The sequence below is a fragment of the Nonomuraea wenchangensis genome, from assembly GCF_900111685.1.
GTDB lineage: Bacteria > Actinomycetota > Actinomycetes > Streptosporangiales > Streptosporangiaceae > Nonomuraea > Nonomuraea wenchangensis.
The window spans coordinates 183088-201119 of record NZ_FOHX01000002.1; the positions used below are offsets into that span (position 1 = coordinate 183088).

The window sequence follows — 18032 nt, forward strand, 5'->3', positions numbered from 1 at the left end:
CCAGCGACGACCTCGCCCGGGCACGTTCGACCTTGCTGGAAAGAGGACACATGAACACGGATGTGACGGGCGCGAACCGTCCTCTCACAGACCCGCCCGGCCGCCTCCACGAAGCCCTGGAGGCGCAGTGCCGGCGTACGCCCGATCGCGTCGCCGTCGTCGCGGGCACGAGCCGGCTGACCTACGCCGAGCTCCACCGCATGGCCAACGGGGTCGCCCACGCCCTGGCCGCGCGGGGTGTCGGACGCGGCGACCTGGCTGGGATCTGCCTGAGCCGCGACGAGTGGCTGGTGCCCGCGCTGATCGGGGTGCTGAAGGCGGGGGCGGCCTACGTGCCGCTGGACCCGGCCTACCCGGCCGAGCGGTTACGTTTCATGGCCGAGGACTCCGGCGTCAGCGTGGTGGTCACCTCGGCGGCCCAGCGGGACACCGCGTCGCTGACCGGCGCCGTCACCGTGCTCGTGGACGACGTGACGCCCGCCGCGCGCGGGCCCGAGGCGCCGGGCGAGCCGGGCGACGCCGCGTACGTCATCTACACCTCCGGCTCCACCGGCCGCCCCAAGGGCGTGGTCGTGGAGCACCGCAACACCCTCAACTTCGTGCGCTGGGAGGCGTCCGCCTACACCGCCGAGGAGCTGAGCGGCATGCTGGCCGGCTCCTCCATCTGCTTCGACGCCTCCATCACGCAGATCTTCACGCCGCTGTGCGCGGGCGGAACCGTGATCATGGCGGACAGCGTGCTGGCCCTGCCGACGCTGCCGGCCCGCGACGAGGTGCGCACCGTCTTCGGTGTCCCGTCCGCCCTGTCGGTGCTGCTGCGCGAGCCGCTGCCGGACGGCGTGCGCATGGTGCTGTCCGGCGGCGAGCGGCTGACCGCCGCCCTCGTCGCGCGCATGTACGCGAACCCCGGCGTGCGCCGCGTGCTCAACATGTACGGCCCCACCGAGTGCACCACCGGCTGCACCGTCTTCGAGGTGAGCCGCGACCACCAGGGCGACCCGCCGCTGGGCGGGCCGATGGCGGGCGCGCTGCTCAGCGTGCGCGACGCCGCCGGCCGGCCGGTCGCCGACGGGGAAGTGGGCGAGTTGTGGATCGGCGGGCCCGGCGTGACCCGTGGATACCTGGGCCACGAGTCGCAGGCGTTCCGCACCGAGCCGGACGGCACCCGCGTCTACCGCAGCGGTGACCTGGTCCGGTGGGTGGACGGCCTGCTGCGGTACGTGGGCCGCGCCGACGACCAGGTCAAGATCCGCGGATACCGGGTGGAGCTGGGCGAGGTCGAGTCGGCGTTGGACCGCCATCCCGCGGTGCGCCGCTCCGTCGTGCTGGCGCACACCGACGACGACGGCATCGCCTACCTCGCCGCGCACGTGGCGGCCTCCGGCGTGACCGAACCGGAGCTGCGCGACTGGCTACGCGAGCGCCTGCCCGACCATCTGGTCCCGGCCAGGATCGGCGTAACCGGCGACCTGCCGATCGCCCCCACCGGCAAGGTGGACCGCGACGCCCTGCCCAAGCTGGGCGCCGCCCGCACGGGGAGCGAGGCGCCGGTCGCGCCGCGGACCGACGACGAGCGCGAGGTGGCCGAGGTGATCGCGGACGTGCTGGGCCTGCCGGAGGTGGGCGTGCACGACCGGTTCGCCGACCTGGGCGGGCACTCGCTGGCCGCCGCCCGGGTGGTGACCGAGCTGTCACGGCGGCTCGGGCACACCGTGCCGCTGGCGGCGTTCCTGACCGAGCCGACCGCGGCCGGGCTGGCGGCGCGCCTGCGTGAGCCGGGATCGGCGCCGGTGCGGCGGACCGGCGCGACCCGGCACCCGCTCACCGCCACGCAGCGCGAGCTCTGGACGTTGCGCCAGCTCCACCCGCACACCCCGGTCACCACCGTGTCCGTCCGGCTGCGCGTGCGCGGCCTCAGCGGGAGCGCGCCGCTGCGCGCGGCGCTGGACGCGGTCCTGCGCCGGCACGAGGCCCTGCGCAGCACCGTCTCCGTCGGCGAGGACGGCGTCCCGTACGCGGTCGTGCACCCGCCCGTCGCCGTCCCCCTGATCGAGCACTCGGCGGGCGCGGACCCGGTGAAGGTGGCCCGGGCCGCGGCGGAGCACGTGTTCGACGTGACGGACGAGGTGCCGCTGCTCCGCGCGAGCCTTTGCCCCGCCGGGGACGACGTGGCCGAGCTGGTGCTCGTGACGGACCACCTCGCCTTCGACGGCGGTTCCGTCGGCGTGCTCATGGACGAGCTGGCCGCCGAGCTGGCGGGTGAGCCCGTTCCCGAGCCGGCGGTGCAGCTCGGCGACGTGGCGGTGCGCGAGCAGGAGGACCGGCCCGGCCTCGCGCGGCTGCGGGAGTTCTGGCGCGGCGAGCTGGCGGGGGCGCCGGTGGCGGGGCCGCCGCCCGCCGACCTGACGACGGGCCGGGCGATCAGGCCGCTGCCCGGGGAGTTCACGGACGGCGTGGCCGCGCTGGCCCGTGCGTGCGGCACGACCCCGTACGCGGTCTACCTGGCCGCGCTCGCCCTGGCCGCCGGTGAGCCGGACACGCTGGTCGGCATGGTCGCGGCGCGGCGCGCCGAGCCGGAGCTGGCCCGGGTCGTCGGACCGCTGATCGACACGCTGCCGGTGCGGTTGCGGCCGGATGCCGCGCCGACCTTCCGCGAGCTGGTCAGGCAGGCCGGGCAGGCCGCCACGCGGGCGCTGGTCCATCAGGAGGTCCCGCCCGCCGACCTGCCCCGCGCCCCGGTGCTGCTGGCCATGCAGCACGCGGAAGTGCCGGTGCGGGCCGGCTGCCTCGAACTGCTGACCGAGGTCGGCTCGGGCGCGGCGGTGCACGAGTTCAGCGTGCTCGTCAACCGTACGGCCGCCGGCGCCGAGCTGCACCTGGAGTACGCGGTGGCGCTGCTCGGCAGAGAGGCGGCCGAGGCTTATCTGGACCGGCTGCTGTGGCTGCTGCGGCGCGCGGTGGCCGAGCCTGACCTGGTGATCTCGGCGTTCGAGCCGGTCACCCCGGACGAACGCGCCGCGCTGCTGGCCCGCGCGGCCGGGCCGCGGCTGCCTGAGGACCTGCCGCCGGTGCCGGTCGCGCTCGCGTCGCACACGACGGGCACGGCGGTCGTCGGCCCGGACGGCGCGGCGCTGAGCCACGCCGAGCTGAACGACCGCGCCGACCGGATCGCGGCCGGGCTGCTGGCGCACGGGGTGTCCCGGGGCGACGTGGTCGGCGTCCGCGTGCCTCGGGACCGGATGTTGCCGGCGGTGCTGCTGGGCGTGTGGCGGGCGGGGGCGGCGTACCTGCCGCTGGACCCGGACCACCCGGCCGAGCGGCTGCGCCTGCTGACCGAGGACGCGGGCGCCCGCGTGCTGCTCACGCGCGGCGAAGCACCCGCCGAAGCACCCGCCGAAGCACCCGCCGAAGCGACGCCGGTCCCCGGCGCGGACGGGCTGGTGACGCTCGACGCGGATCGGCTCGCGGCGGGTCCGCGTGCGGACCTGCCCGAGGTGCGTGCCGAGGACCTGGCGTATCTCACCTACACCTCCGGCTCCACCGGCGCCCCCAAGGGGGTCGAGGTGACCCACGGCGGCCTGGCCGCCCTCGTGGCCGGGATGATCGCGACGCTCCGCCTCGGCCCCGCCGACGTGCAGCCCGCGGTCGCGCCGCTGAGCTTCGACGTCTCGGCCTCCGAGCTGTGGGCCGTCCTGACCGCCGGCGGCACGTCGGTGGTGGTGGACCGGGCCACGGCCACCGACGGGCACGCGCTGGCGGAGCTGATCAGCACGAGCGGGGCCACGGTGATCGACCTGGTGCCGACCGCGTACCGGATGTTGATCGCGGCCGGCTGGGCGGGCGGCCCCGCGCTGCGCGCCCTCGCCGGCGGGGAGGCACTGGACCCGGCGCTGGCCGAGCAGATCCTGCTCCGCGTCGGCGAGCTGTGGAACGCCTACGGGCCCACCGAGGCCACCGTCACCTCGACACTGCACCGGGTGCGCGCGCACGAGGGCGACCGGGTGCCGATCGGGTCGCCGATGCCGGGCGAGCGGGCGTACGTGGTGGACGCGCGGCTGCGGCTGGTCCCGCCGGGCGCGGTCGGCGAGCTGCTGCTGGGCGGCGCCGGGGTGGCCCGCGGCTACCGGGGCCGGCCCGACCTGACCTCGGCCGCCTTCGTGGCCGACCCGTTCGCGCCGGGCGGCCGGTGCTACCGCACGGGTGACCTGGCGCGGTGGCGGCCGGACGGGACGCTGGAGTTCCACGGCCGCCGCGACCACCAGGTGAAGGTCCGCGGCTACCGGATCGAGCTGGGCGAGATCGAGGCCGTGCTGCGCGAGCTCGCCGAAGCCGCGGTGACCGTGGCGGGGACGGGCGCGGACGCGCACCTGGTCGGCTACGTCACGCCGGAGACGGCGGACCTGGCCGCGATCGAGCGGCACGCCCGGTCCCGGCTGCCCGGCCACATGGTGCCGCGCCGCTGGGTCGCCCTGCCGGTCCTGCCCACACTGCCCAGCGGCAAGGTGAACCGCGACGCGCTGCCCGAGCCGGACACCGGCCCGGACCCGGCGCGGGTCGCGCCGGCCACCGACGCCGAGCGCCTGGTGGCCGCCGTCTGGGCCGAGGTGCTGGAACGACCCGAGGTGTGGGCCGGCGACGACTTCTTCGCCCTCGGCGGAGCCTCGTTCGCCGCGACCAGGGTGGCCGCCCGTCTCCGCGAGATGTTGCAGCTCGCCGTGCCCGTGCGGTTGTTGTTCGACCGCCCGGTGCTCGCCGACTTCGCCGCCGCGCTGGAGGAGCTGCTGGCCGCCGACCTGATGGAGGGGAACGAGGGATGACCGAGGTACGTGAGGACCGGATCGCCGAGCTCGTCCGGTCCAGGCTCGCCGCCGCGCTGAAGCAGAACGAGAAGGCCGCCGCCCCCGGCATCCCGGCGACGTCGGCCACGGACATGCCGCTGTCGCCGGCGCAGGAGCGGCTGTGGTTCCTGGCCCAGTTGGAGCCGGACACGCCCGCCTACAACGTGCCGCTGACGCTGCGGCTGCGCGGCCCGGTGGACGTCGCCGCCCTCACCGGCGCGGTGGCTGATCTGGCGGAGCGGCACTGGATCCTGCGCGGCGTCATCACGGAGGGACGGGTGCGGCCCGTCGCCGCCGTGCCGGTGCCGGTGGTGGACGTGGACCCGGCGGAGCTGGAGCGGGAGCTGGCCGGGCACGCCTGGCGGCCGTTCCGGCTGGACGCCGAGCCGCCCCTGCGGGCCACGGTGTTCCGGCTCGCCGACGACGAGTGCGTGCTCGCGCTCACCCTGCACCACATCGCCACCGACGCCTGGTCGGAACGTGTGCTGCTGGACGATCTCGCCCGCCTGTACGCCGCCCGCCTCGGCCTGGAGCCGCCCCCCGCTCCCCCCGCCCTGCAGTACGCGGACGTGGCCGCGTGGGAGGCCGGGCGGCCGGAGGCCGACCTCGACTGGTGGGCCGGGCACCTGGCGGGCCTGCCGCCGGTGCTCGACCTGCCGCTCGCCCGCCCGCGCCCGTCCGTGCCCGGGTGGGAGGGCGCGGCGGTTCCGGTGGAGGTGCCCGAGCCGCTGGCGGCGAAGGTGCGCGCGGTGGCGGGGACGTCGCCGTTCATGGTGTTCCTGGCCGGGCTGCAGGCGTTGCTGAGCCGCCTGTCCGGCGTCGACGACCTCGCCGTGGGGGTGCCGCACGGGGGCCGGCACCACCCGGACGCCGAGCGGGTCGTCGGCTGTTTCGTCAACACCCTGGTGGTACGCGGCGACACCTCGGGCGACCCGACCGGCGCGGAGCTGCTGGCGCGGGCGCGTACGGCGGCGCTGGACGCGTACGCGCACGCCCGCACGCCGTTCGAGCGGATCGTGGAGCGGCTGCAGCCGGAGCGGAACCTGGCGGTCACGCCGCTGTTCCAGGTGATGCTGAACGTCTATGACACCGGGGCGCCGGTGTCGTTGCCCGGGCTGGAGGTCGTGGCCGGGTCGCCGCCCGCGCCGACCGCGAAGTTCGACCTGAACCTGGAGCTCGGCGACGACGGCACCCGGTTCTCGGGCGAGTTACGGTACCGCAAGGACCTGTTCGACGAGGCCACCGTTCGGCGGCTCGCCGCCTGGTATCTGGAGCTGCTGGACGGCATGCTCACCGACCCGGACGCGCCGGTACGGCTGCCGGCCGGCGACGACCTGCGCGGCCGGGACGCGGACCTGCCGGTGGACGTGCCTCTGCACACGCTGGTCGAGCGGATGGCCGACGCCCGCCCGGACGCGGTCGCGGCCGGCTCGCTCAGCTACGCGGAGCTGGACCGCCGCGCCAACCAGGTGGCCCACTGGCTGCTGGCGAGCGGGGTGCGCCCGGAGGAGCCGGTCGGCGTGCTGCTGGAGCGGCGGCCCGAGCTGGTCGTCGCCATGCTCGGCGTGCTCAAGGCGGGCGCGGCCTACCTGCCGCTCGACCCGGTCTACCCGGAGCGGCGCAACCGGGCGGTGGTGGCCGACGCCGGGGCGCGGATCGTGCTCACGGACGCCGAGCTCGCCGCCGCCGCGGACGCCTCCGGCGAACGCCCCGGCGTGGCCGTGCGGCCGGAGCACCTGGCGTACGTGATCTACACCTCGGGCTCGACCGGGCGGCCGAAGGGGGTCGCGGTCGAGCACCGGCACATCACGCACTATCTAGGCGCGGTGGCCGAGGTCGTCCCGGCGGGGCTGAGCTCGTACGCGCTGGTCTCCACCGCCGCCGCCGACCTGGGCATGACGAACGTGTGGTGCGCGCTGACCACGGGCGCCACCCTCCACCTGATCGACCACGAGACGGCCACCGACCCGGCCGCGTTCGCCGCCCGCCTCCAGGCGCACCCGGTGGACGCGATCAAGATGGTGCCCAGCCAGCTCGAACTCCTCGGCACGGCCGCGTTGCCGGCGAAGCTGCTGATCCTGGCCGGTGAGGCGGTGCCGGCGGACCTGGTGGCGCGGGTCCGGGAGGCGCGGCCTGACCTGGAGGTGCAGATCCACTACGGCCCCACCGAGACCACGGTGTCGGTGCTGGCCTGCGAGGCGAGCGAGAGCTCCCCGGGCCGGGCGCCGCTGGGCCGGCCGCTGGCCGACGTGGTGTGCCGGGTGGCCGACCCGTCCGGGAGGGCGCTGCCGCCCGGCGTGCCCGGAGAGCTGTGGATCGGCGGGCCCAGCGTGGCCCGCGGCTACCTGGGCCGCCCCGACCTCACGGCGGAACGTTTCACCGGCGGCTGGTACCGCACCGGCGACCGGGTCAGGGTGACCGGGGACGGGCTCATCGAGTTCCTGGGGCGGATCGACGACCAGGTGAAGGTGCGCGGCTTCCGCGTCGAGCTGGGCGAGGTCGCCGCGGCGTTGCGGGCCCTGCCGCAGGTCGCGGAGGCGTACGTGCAGCCGGTCGGCGCCGGACTGGAGCGGCGCCTCGCCGCCTGGGTGACCCCGGCGACGGTGGACGCGGCCGAGGTGCGGGCGGCGCTGCGCGAGCGGCTGCCCGACTACATGGTGCCGGCCGCGATCGGCGTGCTGGAGGCGTTGCCGCTCACCCCGAACGGCAAGGTGGACCGGGCCGCGCTGCCGGTGCCCGAGGCGGGCCCCGCGGTGCGGGTGCCGCTGGGGACTCCCGGGGAACGCCTGGTGGGCGAGGTCTGGGCCGACGTGCTCGGGCTCGCGGAGGTGTGGGCGGACGACGACTTCTTCGCCCTCGGCGGGCACTCGTTCGCGGCGACCCGGGTGGCCGGTCGGCTGCGGGAGCGGCTGGGCGCGGCGGTGCCGGTGCGGCTGTTGTTCGAGCACCCGGTGCTGGCCGACCTGGCCGCCGCGCTCCCCCGCCCGGCCGAGGCCGCGCGGGTGCGGCGCGCGCCGGCGGACGGGCCGGTGCCGCTGTCGGGGGTGCAGGCCAGGCTGTGGTTCCTGGCGCAGCTCGAACCGGACAGCAGCGCGTACAACGTGCCGGTGGCGCTGCGGCTGCGCGGCCCGCTGCGGGCGGAGGCGCTGCTGGGCGCGGTACGTGACCTGGCCGAGCGGCACCACGTGCTGCGCGGCGTGGTGGACGACTCCGGCCCCGAGCCGGTCATGGTGGTGCGCGACGCCGGCGAGGTGCCCGTGTCCACCGTGCGTGTGGACCGGTCGGAGGTCGAGGACGTGCTGGCCGCCCACCTGGCGACGCCGTTCGCGCTGGACCGCGAGCCGCCGATGCGGGCCGTGCTGCTCGCCGTCAACGACGACGAGCACGTGCTCTCGCTCACCTTCCACCACATCGCCACCGACGCGTGGACGCGGGGGCTGCTGCTGTCGGAGCTGTCCGGCCTGTACGCCGCCCGCCTCGGCCTGCGCCCGCCGCTCGACCCGCCGCCGGCGCAGTACGCCGAGGTGTCGCCGGTGCCCGACCCGGCCGACCTGGACTGGTGGGCCGGGCACCTGGACGGTCTGCCGCCGGTGCTCGACCTGCCCACCGACCGGCCGCGCCCGGCCGTGCCCGACCCGGGCGGGGCCGCGCTCGACCTGGAGCTGCCCGCCGGGCTGAGCGAGCGGGTCAGGGCGGTGGCCGCCGCCTACCGGTCCACGCCGTTCATCGTGCTGCTGGCCGGGCTGCAGGCGCTGCTGGCCCGGCTGTCGGCGAGCGCGGACATCGCGGTCGGCGTGCCGGTCTCCGGCCGCGACCACCCCGACACCGAAGGGGTGGTGGGTTGCTTCCTCAACACCGTGGTCGTACGGACCGACGTGGGCGGCGACCCGACCGGGCGTGACCTGCTGGCCCGCGCGAGGGAGTCCGCGCTGGGCGCGCTCGCGCACGCGGGCACGCCGTTCGACCGGGTGGTGGACCGGCTGCGGCCGGAGCGGAACCTGGCGGCCACGCCGCTGTTCCAGGTGATGCTCAACTACATCTCGGGCGTGGCGCGGCCGGAGCTGCCCGGCCTGGAGGCGTCCGAGATCCACCTGCCGGAGCTGACCACCAAGTTCGACCTGAGCTGGCACGTCGTCGACGAAGGGCCGGGAGCACCGCTGCGCGGCGGGCTCGCCTACCGGACCGACCTGTTCGAGCCGGGCACCGCGGCCAAGCTGACCCGCTGGTACATCGCCCTGCTCGACGGGCTGCTCGCCGACCTGGACGCGCCGGTGGGCGCGGTGCCGCTGGAGCCGGTGACCGGCCCGGTCGTGGCCGGCGGGCCGCCGCCCGATCGGCCCGCCGGGGCGGTGCACCACCTGATCGAGCGCTGGGTGGACGAGACGCCCGGCGCCCCGGCCGTGGTGGGCGCCGACCGCGCGCTGACGTACGCGGAGCTGGAGTCGGCCGCGAACCGGATCGCGCACTGGCTGCTGGAGGCCGGGGTGGGCGCGGACGAGCCGGTCGGCGTGCTGCTGGAGCCGGGCGCGGACCTCGCGTGCGCGTTGTTCGGCATCCAGAAGTCGGGCGGCGGCTACCTGCCGATGGACCCGGCGTACCCGGCGGCGCGGATCGCCGCGATGCTGGAGGCCGCCGGGGTGCGGGCCGTGGTGACGGTGAGCGAGTTCGCGCACCTGATCGGCGACGGCAGGCGGGTGCTGGCCCTCGACCGGCCCTCGTCCCTGCCGGACACCCGCCCCGAGATCGACGTACGGCCCGAGCACCTGCACCACGTGATCTTCACGTCGGGGTCCACCGGCACGCCCAAGGCGGTGGCCGCCGAGCACGGCGGCGTGCTGAACTACCTGGGCGGCATGCTGCCGCGCATCGGCGTGCCCGGCGGTTCGTTCGCCGTGGTCTCCACGCCCGCCGCCGACTTCGGCCTGACCTGCGTGTTCGGCGCGCTCACCACGGGCGGGACGGTGCACCTGGTGCCGCGCGAGACCGCGATGGACCCGGCCGCGTTCGCCGGCTACCTCGCCGAGCACCGGGTGGACGTCGTCAAGTGCGTGCCGAGCCACCTGGAGCTGCTGGCCTCGGGCGGCGACCTGGCCGCCGTGCTGCCGCGCGAGCTGCTGATCCTGGCGGGCGAGGCGTGCCCGTGGGACCTGGTGGAGCGGGCCAGGGCCGCCCGGCCGGGGCTCAGGATCCAGAGCCACTACGGCCACACCGAGTCCACGATGATCTGCCTGGTGTGCGATACCGAGGAGATCCCCGCCGACCGGCGGACCGGCATCGTGCCGCTGGGCCGTCCGCTGCCCGGCGTGTACGGGCACCTGGTGGACGCCGCCCTGCGGCCGGTGCCGCCCGGCGTGCCCGGCGAGCTGGTGGTCGGCGGCCCCGGCGTCACCCGCGGCTACATCGGCCGGCCCGAGCTGACCGCCGAGCGGTTCGTCCCCGACCCGCTGACCGGGGAGGGACGCTGCTACCGCAGCGGCGACCTGCTGCGCGTCACCGCAGACGGGCGGATCGAGTTCCGCGGCCGGGTGGACGACCAGGTCAAGGTGCGCGGCTACCGCGTCGAGCTGGGCGAGGTCACCACCGCGCTGCGGGCGCTGCCGCAGGTCGCCGAGGCCGTGGTGCTGCCCGTCGGCGAGGGGAAGGCCAGGCAGCTCGCCGCGTGGGTGACGCCCGCGACCGTGGAGGCCGCGGCCGTGCGCTCGGCGCTGCGCGAGCGGCTGCCCGACTACATGGTGCCGGCGCACGTCATGGCGCTCGACCGGCTCCCGCTCAACCCGAACGGGAAGATCGACCGGGCCGCCCTGCCGGAGCCGGTGGCGGAGCAGGCCGCGTACGCGGCGCCCGCGACGCCGGACGAGGAGCTGGTCGCCGAGGTCTACGCCCGGGTGCTCGGCGTGGAGCGGGTGGGGGCCGGCGACGACTTCTTCGCCCTCGGCGGCGACTCGTTCGCCGCGGTGCGCGCGGTCAAGGAGATCGGCCGCGGGCTGCGGGTGATCGACCTGTTCACCCGGCCCGCCGTGGCCGAGCTGGCCGCGTTCCTCGGCCGCGAGGACGGCGGCGGGCTGCTGCACCGCCTGGGCGGCGGGCGGGCCAGCGAGTTCACGCTGGTGTGCGTGCCGTACGGCGGCGGTTCCGCGGCGGTTTACCAGCCGCTGGCCAAGGCGCTGGGCGACCGGGTGGAGGTGCTCTCGGCCGAACTGCCCGGCCACGACCCCGCCCGCCCGGACGAGCCGCCGCTGCCGCTGGAGGAGCTGGTGGACGTGCTGGCCGCCGAGGTGGCGGCGAGCGCGTCGGGCCCGGTCGCGATCTACGGCCACTGCGTGGGCTCCGCGCCCGCCGTCGCGCTCGCACGCCGGCTGGAGGCGGACGGCGTGCCCGTGCTGGGCGTGATCGCCGCCGCGAGCTTCCCCGCGGCCCGGCTGCCCGGGGCGGTCAGGCGGCTGTTCGGCGGCGACCGCTGGGTGTCGGACCGGATGTTCCGCGACGCGTTGCGTGCCTCCGGCGGGCTGCTCGACGACATGGACGAGGCCGCCAAGCGCACCGCCGTACGCGCCATGCGGCACGACGCCGACCAGGCGCAGGAGTGGTTCAGCCGCGAGCTGGCCGGCGAGGGGGCGCCGCTGCGCGCCCCCGTCCTCAGCCTGGTCGGGGAGCGCGACCGCGCCACCGAGCTGCACGAGGAGCGCTACGCCGAGTGGGCGGCGTTCGCGACGCGGGTGGAGCGGGCCGTGCTGCCCAGGGCCGGCCACTACTTCCTGCGCCACCAGGCCGAGCCGCTGGCCGCCCTGGTGCTGGAGCACCTGACCCGCTGGGCGGCCGGAACGCTCCCCGAGCCGGTGCGACCGCCCGAACGCACCCGGCTGTGGCCCTTCTACACGGTCGCGTCCGGGCAGATCGTCTCGGCGCTCGGCACGGCGCTGAGCTCGTTCGCGCTCGGCGTGTGGGCCTACCAGCGCAGCGGCGAGATCCTGGACCTGGCGCTGGTCACGATGCTGGCGCAGATCCCGGCCGTGCTGCTCACGCCGCTGGGCGGCGCGCTGGCCGACCGGGTGGACCGGCGCAAGATCATGCTGGCCTGCGACGCGCTGTCCGGGCTCGCCATGGTGGCGCTGGTGCTGCTGCTGACCACCGGAGGACTGGAGTTCTGGAACGTCTGCCTCATCGTGGGCGTGACCTCGGTCGTGGCGGCGTTCCAGCAGCCCGCGTGGCTGGCGGCGGTCGCGCAGCTGGTGCCGAAACCGTACCTGCCGCAGGCCAACGCGCTGGCGAACGTGGGCTTCGGCGTGGGCAACGTGGTCGCGCCGCTCGCGGGCGGCGCGCTGATCGGCCTGTTCGGGTTGTCGGCGGTCGTGGCCGTGGACGTGGTCACGTTCGCGGTCGGCGTGGTGACGCTGCTGCTGGTGCGCTTCCCCGACCGGCTGTTCCGCCGGCGCGAGGAGACGTTCACGGCGGCGCTCACCGGCGGGTGGCGGTTCCTGCGCAGGCGGCGGCCGCTGCTGGTGATGGCGCTCTACTTCGCGGTGGTGAACTTCTGCACCGCGCTGATGTGGGTGCTCGTCACCCCGGTCGTGCTGTCCATCGGCACCTCGGCCGACCTGGGCTTGGTGACCGCCGTCGGCGGCATCGGCGCGGCCCTGGGCACCGGCGTGGTGCTGGTGTGGGGCGGCACCCGGCGGCGGGCCACCGGCATGATCGGCTTCGTGGCCGGGTCCGGGCTCGGCGTCGTGCTCATGGGCGTGTGGCCGGTCGTGTGGCTGATCGCGGCCGGGTTGTTCATCCGGCTGGCGTGCATGAGCATCGGCAACGCGCACTGGCTGTCGATCATCCAGGTCAAGGTGGGGCCGGAGCTGCAGGGGCGGGTCCTCGCGGTGAACATCATGATCGCCACGGCCATGCAGCCGATCGGCTTCCTCGCCGCCGACCCGCTGGCGGAGTGGGCCGGGCGGTTCACCGACGGGCCCGGCGGTGGCGCGGGGGCGGTGCTGCTGGCCAGCGGCGTGTTCCTGGTGGTGTGGGGACTGCTGGGGCTGCGCTACCGGCCGCTGCACCACCTGGAGGACCTGGTCCCGGACGCCGCGCCGCCGTCGGAGGCCGCGGCCGATCTGGACGCCATCCAGGAGAGGGTGCTGAGCGCGTGAACACGGAAGGCGCAGTGCGCACGAGGTTCGTCACCGCGGCCGACGTCCGGGCGGCCGGTGACCGCATCGCGCCGTACGTACGGCGCACGCCGCTGCTGCGGCTGCCCGGCGAACGGCTCTGGGTCAAGCCGGAGAACCGGCAGCCCACCCGCTCGTTCAAGGTGCGCGGCGCGGTCAACGCCGTGGTCCGGCTGGCCGGGCAGGGCGTACGGCACGTGATCGCGCAGTCGTCGGGCAACCACGCCCAGGCCATCGCCTACGCCGCGGCCGAACAGGGGATCCGGGCGACCGTCGTCCTGCCGGACACGGCGCCGGAGCTGAAGGTGAGCGCCGCGCGCCGGCTCGGCGCCGAGGTGGTGATCGTGCCGCCCGCCCTGCGGGAGGAGGTCTGCCTGGCGCTGGCCGACCGGTTCGGCGCGACGGTGATCGGCTCCGACGCGTTCGACGTCATCGCCGGGCACGGCAGCGCCGGGGCCGAGATCCGCGCGGACCTGCCGGACGTGGGGTCCGTCCTGGTGCCGGTCTGCAACGGCGGCCTGCTGGCCGGGATCGCCGTGGCGGTCAAGGCCGCCGACCCGGCGATCCGGGTGATCGGCGTCGAGCCCGAGCTGGCCGCCGACGGGGCGGCCAGCTTCCGGTCCGGCACCCGGACGGCGTGGCCGGTGGAGCTGACCTACCGCACGCGCGCCGACGGGCTGCGCGCGCCGGTGCTGGGGGCCCTGGCGTGGGAGCACATCCACCGGTACGTGGACGACATGCTGACCGTGACCGAGGACGCCATCGACGCCGCCGCCGGCCTGCTCCTACGAGAGCTGGGGGAACGCGCCGAGCCCAGCGGCGCGGTCACCACGGCCGCCTACCTCGCCCACCGGGCGCAGCTGCCGCCGGGGCCCGTCGTCGCGGTCCTGTCCGGCGGCAACGTCGCGGAGGGCGCGGCGACCGGGAAGGAGCCGCCGGCGCGGCCGGGCCGGATCCAGGAGGTCAGGTGACGCCGCCCTTGACGACGATCCCGTGGTGGTGCTTCTTGGGAAGGTAGCTCACGACGTCGAGATGGCCGGCCCGGTCCCGGAACAGCCCTTGAGGGCTCAGCGGGCCTGCGCCGGTCGACCGGTTGCCCGGGACGGCTGCCGGGACCCGTGATCCCCGGGTCGACAAGAGCCGCCCCCTGCGACGAAACCCCCGCCCGCCAGCGGCTCATCGCCACCACACTCGCCGAACTTCCGATAGCCGGCATCGTGACTGTGCACATATACAGCGGCGGGCACCGCACCGAGCGAGCCCGTCGGCGCTGCCTCGAACGGCTCCTGACCGAGGTTGATCAAGCCGGAGCGGCCAAGGTCGTCATTGAATCGCGCTCGCCCTAGCAGGACCAACTCGACCGAGGACTTCTCACCGGCCTCCGCAAAGCAACCATTGTGCCCAAAAGCCTGGCGGTCACCTGGCGCTCAAAATGTCGACCATCTGCGTCGACTAGCTCGGACAGCGCAAAGGCCGGACGCCCGATTCCATCGGGAGGCCCGGCCTCACTTCCGCACCCCAGAGGGATTGGCGAGCCCCAGTCTGCCTCACCGAACGTAAGCAGGCAAGCGCCATGCGAAAGGACGCGAAGGAACGGGAGGTCACCGGCGTCCAAGTGGTCACATGCCTGACAGCGGCGTCGAGCCCCACACGATCGCGCTGGCCACGAATCCGTCGGAGACGAGCCATCGGCCGGTGAACTCGCCGACCGGGCCGGGCACCAGCAGCTTCGCGGTGAACGTGCCGGTGTCGTCGACGGTGATCTCCGCCTGGTCGAAGCCCAGGTTACGGCGGGTGACCGGATACCACGCCTTGAACACCGACTCCTTCATGGTGAACAGCAGGCGGCCCCGCTCCGGAGCGCTCTCCGCCCAGGTCCGCTCCTGCGGCAGGGCGATGGCGTCCAGGACTCCGGGGGGCATCGGCTCGCGCGGCTCGGCGTCCATGCCGATGCTGAGGACGTCGGAACGCCGCGCCACCGCCGCCGCGCGGTAGCCGCGGCAGTGCGTGATGCTCCCGACCACGCCGTCGGGCCACAGCGGCTCGCCGCGCGGTCCGGACAGGATCGGCGCGGGCGGCAGCCCCAGCCCGGCCAGGGCCGTACGGGCGCAGTGGCGTCCCGTGGCGAACTCGGTCCGCCGGGCGTCCACGGCCCGTGCCACCAGGGCCGCCTCCTCGGGGAAAAGCGCCGCGTCCGGCGGATCGGCGAACGACTCGGCGATGACCACGCCGGGAGGCATGAGGTCCTCAATCATGCGAAAGCACGATAAGTCTGGCCGAATCTACTGATGCCGGGCCGAAACACCGCCCATGAACTCTGATCGGTGGCGGTCATTGTTCGCGCATCCTCCTGGCGGCACAGTTCCTCAGCCGACATGAGGGGACGATACGGAGACCGTCACCGCCCGGACACCCCTAATGGTTAGGGGTTGGCCTGTTTCACTGCTGCCCGTAATGTCCGCCTCGCAGGCGTTGCCGATATTCATTTCCCTGGCTTTTCACGGTGGGGGTTGTATGAGCAAGACCGCGCCGAGCCCTGTGAGCCAGCTGCCGCAGGAGACCATGCGCGACAGGATCGCCGAACTCGAACTGGTGCGGGACGGCATCATCCAGGGGCCGGATCCGGTGGCCACGGAGAAACAGCACGCCGCGGGCAAGCTGACCGTGCGGGAGCGACTGGACGCCCTTCTCGACCCCGGCACGTTCGTCGAGGTCGAACCGTTCCGCAGGCACACCGCCACCGGCTTCGGGCTGGAGGCCCGGCGGCCGTACACCGACGGGGTCGTCGCCGGGTGGGGGCAGGTGCACGGGCAGGACGTCATGGTGTACGCCCACGACTTCCGCATCTTCGGCGGCGCGCTCGGCGCCGCCCACGCGGACAAGATCCACAAAGTGATGGATCTGGCCGCCTCCGCCAAGGTGCCGCTGATCGGCCTCAACGACGGGGCGGGAGCCCGCATCCAGGAAGGCGTCACGGCCCTCGCCGGCTACGGCGGCATCTTCCGCAGGCACGTACGCATGTCCGGCGTCATCCCGCAGATCAGCGTCATGCTCGGGCCCTGCGCCGGAGGAGCGGCCTATTCGCCGGCGCTCACCGACTTCGTCTTCATGGTGCAGGGCACGGCGCAGATGTTCATCACCGGGCCCGACGTGGTGCGGGCCGTGACCGGGGAGGACATCAGCCGCGAGGCGCTGGGCGGCGCCGGGGTCCACGGCACCCGCTCCGGAGTGGCCGGCTTCGTCTACGACGACGAGCTGATGTGCCTGGAGGACGTACGCTTCCTGCTCTCCATGCTGCCGCCCAACAACCAGGAGCTGCCCCCGGCCGTCTCCTGCGCCGACCCGGTGGACCGCCGCAACGACCCGCTCGTGGACCTCGTCCCGAGCGACCCCGCGCAGAGCTACGACATGTCGGCCGTCATCGAGGAGATCGTCGACGACGGCCTGTTCTTCGAGTTCCACCAGGGCTGGGCGCCCAACCTGATCTGCGGGCTCGCCAGGCTCGGCGGTCACGTGACCGGGATCGTGGCCAACCAGCCTTCCCATCTGGCGGGCGTGCTGGACATCGGGTCCTCGGAGAAGGGCGCCCGCTTCATCCAGATGTGCGATGCGTTCAACATCCCGCTCGTCAGCCTCGTCGACGTCCCCGGCTTCCTGCCCGGCGCCGACCAGGAGCACGGCGGCGTCATCAGGCACGGGGCCAAGCTGCTGTACGCGTACTGCGCGGCCAGCGTCCCCCGCGTCCAGGTCATCGTGCGCAAGGCGTACGGGGGCGCCTACATCGTGATGGACTCCCTCTCGATCGGCGCGGACCTGTCCTTCGCGTGGCCCACGAACGAGATCGCGGTGATGGGCGCGGAAGGAGCGGCGAACGTCATCTTCCGCCGGGAGATCGCCTCCTCACCCGACCCGGACCGGCAGCGGGACACCCGGGTCGAGGAGTACCGCCGCGCGCTCATGCACCCCTACTACGCGGCCGAACACGGCCTGGTGAACGACATCATCCACCCCCGCGACACCCGGGCGCGGCTGATCCGGTCGCTCGGGCTGCTGCGCGCCAAGCACGTGCCTCCGCCTTACCGCAAGCACGGAAACCCACCGATGTGAACGAGATCAGAGTGATCGCCGGAGCTCCCACGGCCGAGGAGATCTGCGCGCTGATCTGCGCGATCCGCCTGCGCGCCGCCGCCACCGCCGCCGCCACTGCCGCCGCCGCCCCGCCGCGCCCGGCCCGCCGTACGGCTCCCTGGACCCAGGCGGGGGACCTCCCGCGGCCTCCCTCCGCCGGACGCATGAGCCCTGACAGGTGAGCATGCGGGGGTGGAACTACCGGTACGTGGGACCGGCCGAGCTGAAGGCCGTGGTCCGGCCCGGCGGCGGCGGCCGCCGGATCGGCTCGCCGGCTGATTTCGACATTTGGGTCGCCGAGCGCTCCCCGGCGGAGCTGGCCGAGCCGTTCACCTTCGTGGTCGGCGCGGACGGCGTGCTTCTGCTGGCGCCACGACGAAGCGAGCATGTGGCCTGTGCGGGCGGACGGCCGGTCCTGAGCGCCGGCGAGATCAGCTTCGCCCGCCAGGCAGGGCGATGGGTCGTGGGCGACGTCAGCAACCATTCGACCGGGTACTGCCCGGACGTCGGCTCCTGGCCGTCGGTCGCCCAGGCTCTCGATCGTGCGGGGCTCGGGCGGCCGTCCGGCTTCACCCACGAGGTGGTGTTCCGGCGCTGTCCTGGGTGCCAGGAGCACAACATCGTGCGCGAGAGCGACTTCGTCTGCGTCTTCTGCGGCGGTGATCTGCCCGAGAAGTGGAACGTGGACCCGCCGGTCCGATGAGCCCTGCTCATGAAAGCCGGCTCGAATGGCCGCCGCCAACCCCTTGTCCCGAACCCGCGACTCCCGCGAAATCCCTGCGTAAACCCCCTGGAAAGAGAGCGAATTATTGAACGCGACCATAGGCCGACCGGCCCCGACGTTAGGGGCGGCTAGGGGTACATCTGGGGCGGAGCCCCGGCTTAGCCTGAACTCCGCCGCCTGAGGGAG

Annotated in this window: 8 protein-coding genes; 6 read left to right on the forward strand and 2 right to left on the reverse strand. The window is 74.7% G+C overall.

Annotated elements, in window-relative coordinates; translation table 11 throughout:
* The first annotated feature begins 50 nt into the window (after positions 1-50).
* The 3 genes from BMW85_RS05205 to BMW85_RS05215 are packed head-to-tail and all read left to right on the forward strand — an operon-like array spanning position 51 to position 13965.
* The gene (locus tag BMW85_RS05205; RefSeq protein ID WP_177240497.1) at positions 51-4817 is read left to right on the forward strand and encodes a non-ribosomal peptide synthetase; all 4767 of its coding nucleotides are present in this window, start codon (positions 51-53) and stop codon (positions 4815-4817) included.
* Entirely contained in the window at positions 4814-12976 is an 8163-nt protein-coding gene (locus BMW85_RS05210) for a non-ribosomal peptide synthetase/MFS transporter (RefSeq protein ID WP_091077593.1), read from the forward strand. The genes BMW85_RS05205 and BMW85_RS05210 overlap by 4 nt, the downstream gene beginning before the upstream one ends.
* Before the next feature lie 14 nt (positions 12977-12990).
* Positions 12991-13965, forward strand: coding sequence for a threonine ammonia-lyase (locus tag BMW85_RS05215; protein ID WP_091077596.1), 975 nt, complete (start codon positions 12991-12993; stop codon positions 13963-13965).
* Here the strand turns inward: BMW85_RS05215 and BMW85_RS49270 are convergent.
* Positions 13958-14131, reverse strand: coding sequence for a hypothetical protein (locus BMW85_RS49270; RefSeq protein WP_177240498.1), 174 nt, complete (start codon positions 14129-14131; stop codon positions 13958-13960). The two genes, BMW85_RS05215 and BMW85_RS49270, sit on opposite strands and share 8 nt — an antisense overlap.
* Before the next feature lie 482 nt (positions 14132-14613).
* The gene (locus BMW85_RS05225) at positions 14614-15249 is read right to left on the reverse strand and encodes a 4'-phosphopantetheinyl transferase family protein (protein ID WP_091077600.1); all 636 of its coding nucleotides are present in this window, start codon (positions 15247-15249) and stop codon (positions 14614-14616) included.
* A gap of 259 nt (positions 15250-15508) precedes the next feature.
* Between BMW85_RS05225 and BMW85_RS05230 the strand changes: the two genes are divergently transcribed.
* The 3 genes from BMW85_RS05230 to BMW85_RS05240 are packed head-to-tail and all read left to right on the forward strand — an operon-like array spanning position 15509 to position 17825.
* Positions 15509-17101: an acyl-CoA carboxylase subunit beta gene (locus BMW85_RS05230; RefSeq protein ID WP_245774635.1), complete on the forward strand. Its 1593-nt coding sequence runs from the start codon at positions 15509-15511 to the stop codon at positions 17099-17101.
* Positions 17098-17304, forward strand: a complete 207-nt coding sequence (locus BMW85_RS05235) for an acyl-CoA carboxylase epsilon subunit (protein ID WP_091077602.1) — start codon at positions 17098-17100, stop codon at positions 17302-17304. Before BMW85_RS05230 ends, BMW85_RS05235 begins: the two co-directional genes overlap by 4 nt.
* Positions 17305-17306: 2 nt before the next feature.
* Entirely contained in the window at positions 17307-17825 is a 519-nt protein-coding gene (locus tag BMW85_RS05240) for a hypothetical protein (RefSeq protein WP_091077604.1), read from the forward strand.
* Positions 17826-18032: the final 207 nt, after the last annotated feature.

What these genes read in the sequence shown, in the direction of transcription:
- BMW85_RS05205 (WP_177240497.1), top strand. Translation starts at nt 51, where the DNA reads ATGAACACGGATGTGACGGGCGCGAACCGTCCTCTCACAGACCCGCCC.
- BMW85_RS05225 (WP_091077600.1), bottom strand. Translation starts at nt 15,249, where the DNA reads ATGATTGAGGACCTCATGCCTCCCGGCGTGGTCATCGCCGAGTCGTTC.
- BMW85_RS05210 (WP_091077593.1), top strand. Translation starts at nt 4,814, where the DNA reads ATGACCGAGGTACGTGAGGACCGGATCGCCGAGCTCGTCCGGTCCAGG.
- BMW85_RS05240 (WP_091077604.1), top strand. Translation starts at nt 17,307, where the DNA reads ATGCGGGGGTGGAACTACCGGTACGTGGGACCGGCCGAGCTGAAGGCC.
- BMW85_RS05230 (WP_245774635.1), top strand. Translation starts at nt 15,509, where the DNA reads ATGAGCAAGACCGCGCCGAGCCCTGTGAGCCAGCTGCCGCAGGAGACC.